Origin of the sequence: Endozoicomonas sp. SESOKO1, assembly GCF_024606265.1 — a bacterium.
Lineage (GTDB): Bacteria > Pseudomonadota > Gammaproteobacteria > Pseudomonadales > Endozoicomonadaceae > Endozoicomonas.
Genome location: NZ_JAHHPP010000004.1, coordinates 1 through 2,807 on the forward strand (window position 1 = coordinate 1; position 2,807 = coordinate 2,807).

The following is a 2,807-nucleotide window of genomic DNA, read 5'->3' on the forward strand; positions in this document are numbered from 1 at the left end:
CTTCTGGTGGGTATTACCGAAGATCATATCAGGCGCTGACGGGTCTCAATTTACAGCCCTGAACCATCAGGAAAATGGCAGGAGACGGTCATCTTCCCATACCTCTATCCGCTTCGCTTAAGCCCCGCCGGTAAATACGTATTCAGTAAATACAGCACCAGTGGCCGTGATGTGCTGCTATGGCGCAGACCGGAAAAATTGTCTGACTGGTCGCTGAACCATTGTCGCTTGCCTGAGCTGGATGACGCATCGAAGGCAAGGCTTGAATCATTTATCAAGCTGCAACATGATTCCCGTGTGGATACGGCGCTGTTCAATCCGTCTGACAGCCACTTACTGGTCTTCTGCAGGCCAGATAAAGTCCATATCTGGGGGAAGAACCGGGCAGGAGAATGGTCAATTCAAACCACCACCAGGGAATGTGCCCCAACCATCAGATCCTGCTTTAGCCTGTCTGGCATTCATGCGTTGACTTGCAACTCTTCGATGGTAGGAATCCTGGGGCGCAACGATCAAAAGCACTGGTCACTCAAGGGGGTTATCCGGCAAGAGGACATATTGAAAGCCTACTTCAACCCACTATCAGAGCATGAAGTGGTGGTTCTGAGCCGTACTACGGATGATGACGATACCGATATCACGCTACAAGTCTGGGAATTGACAGCCTCCACCAACTCACCTTTGTTTTAAGGGAGGGGAAAACCCTGATAAGAGTCATATCCGCAAGAGATATGCACAAAAAGGAGAAAACTGAGTATTGGCTCAATCAACACATTGAAGACTCGCGCTACCGAGAATAGCGACCTGAACAGAATGACAGCGGAGTGAGCTGATAGATTTTTCGCTACTCCCTCCCGGGAGGCTCCCCGGGAACTTCCTGACTTTTGGCCTGTCCATTAAAGCCATAAATTCATTGTTGCGAAGTGCCGGTAATCACTCATTAAGAACGGGGTAAGACATGTGCAACCCTTTGTCTTCAGGCACTGTGGGAGCTTCGATGGTGCCGGATTGGCCTGAAAATCAGTCGCCAGAAATGATCCCTGCCAAGTCCACTTCCTTACTCCCGGAGGCCAGTCCGCACAAACTACTCCCGCAAACAGCCCCCCCTCAACAACCATTGCGGCAAAGAAAGATCACTGAACTCCCTCTCGAACTTTTGGCCATGATTTTTGATTACCTTGAATTCGATGATATCCGGCGTGTAAATGCAACCTGTCTGGCATTTCGGGATGTGGTCAAGGGATGCAACTATATTCAGGAACTGTCGTTTTTTACCCAACTTCCCCGAAGCTTTCGGAAGCAGTACCAGCAACATGCCCTGGGGCAGAAAAAAAGCCTGTACTGGCACCCATTTGCCTATCCAGCACCACTCAACGGCAGAGGGATATCGTTCAGGGACAGGATAATAAAGAACCTGCCGCAGATGACCGCACTGCTCTGTCGTGCCACCCTGAGAAGAATGGAAGCATCTCCGTCTTACCACCCGGTTGAACGATATAAAGTCACGCTCCCTCAGCGTGCGCAATGGTATTTACAGCCACAGACCGGCGCCCCTCTTGAGGTTTGCTTCAGCCCGTCCAGTCGTCGTCTATTGTTTTATGGCCGTTGCCTGAATGACTCCCGAATTCTGGCCAGGGATGACCAGGGGCAATGGGCAGAAGAGCACCTGAAATGGTCCGATAACAGCGGCTCCCGGGTGGTTACCAGGGCAAATTTCAGTGCTTGCGAAAATCGCCTGTTAACCTGGAACGGTGAGAGTTGCGTGAATAGGTTCCGGTCTGCCCACAGCGGTTGGGACCGTGTCGGCAAGGCAACGTTGCCGGGTCATAAAGTCCTATTCAGCCCCTCGGGGAAATATATGATGGCCTATAAGCGCGGTTCTTTCACCGTCTATTGCATGGACGAAAATAATAAATGGCAGAAAATGCCGGTTCTCGGCCTCTCTGGAGCGTTGGTTAACCACGCCCTGTTCAGTCCATCGGAGCAGTATTTGGCAGTGCTCTGGACGCGTCCACCGGCATGGGCGAGTCAAATGTCGATATTATCTCTGGATCAAGGTAGCGGTGCAGCCTGGAATGCAGATTGGTTAGCAACATGCAGACATGATCATATTGTTCATTTCCAATTCAGCAAGGTTGCGGATCAGCTTCTGGTGGGTATTACAGAAGGTTTTACCAATCCTGCACGGGTCTCAATTTACAGCCGGGAACCATCGGGGAAATGGGAAGAGACGATAATCTTCCCATACTATTGGCCGGTTTACTTGAGCACTGCCGGTCAATATGTGTTCGCTCGTGGCTGGTTCATGGGCCGTGATATGCTCAAAGGCAGGTCCAGTGACCGTGATTTGCTGCTATGGCGCATACCGGAAAAATTGTCTGACGGGTCGCTGAACCATGGTGGCTTGTCGCAGCCGGATGCCATATCAAAAGCGATTCTTGATTCAGTAATCATGCTCAAACATAGTTCTCCCCTGAAATGCGCGCAGTTCAGTCCGTCTGACAACCACTTGGTAACCAGCTGCGAGTCAGGTGAAGTCTACATCTGGGGAAAGAGCCAGGCTGGACAATGGGCAATTGAAACCATCACCGGGGAATGCGCCCCAACGCCCACACCCTGGTTTAGCCCATCGGGCCTTCATGTGCTGACCTATAATCCTTCGATGGTGGGGATCTTCGGGCGCAGTGATGAAAAGCGCTGGTTACCAAGTGGTTGTCAGAAGTCTGGGAACTGAGAGATGCAAAAGGAACGGTGCCACAGTTGGCAAGTCCTAGGAGCCTGTCCGAGAATAGCGCCCGTAGCGAGGA

General features: G+C 51.4%; 2 protein-coding genes. Both read left to right on the forward strand.

Features of this window, described 5'->3' with window-relative positions:
- The first annotated feature begins 171 nt into the window (after nucleotides 1-171).
- On the forward strand, nucleotides 172-690 hold the full coding sequence (locus tag KDK13_RS00300) for a hypothetical protein (RefSeq protein WP_257282726.1): 519 nt from the start codon (nucleotides 172-174) through the stop codon (nucleotides 688-690).
- 268 nt (nucleotides 691-958) lie between these two features.
- Entirely contained in the window at nucleotides 959-2,734 is a 1,776-nt protein-coding gene (locus KDK13_RS00305) for an F-box/WD40 repeat-containing protein (protein WP_257282727.1), read from the forward strand.
- The last annotated feature ends 73 nt before the right edge of the window (nucleotides 2,735-2,807 follow it).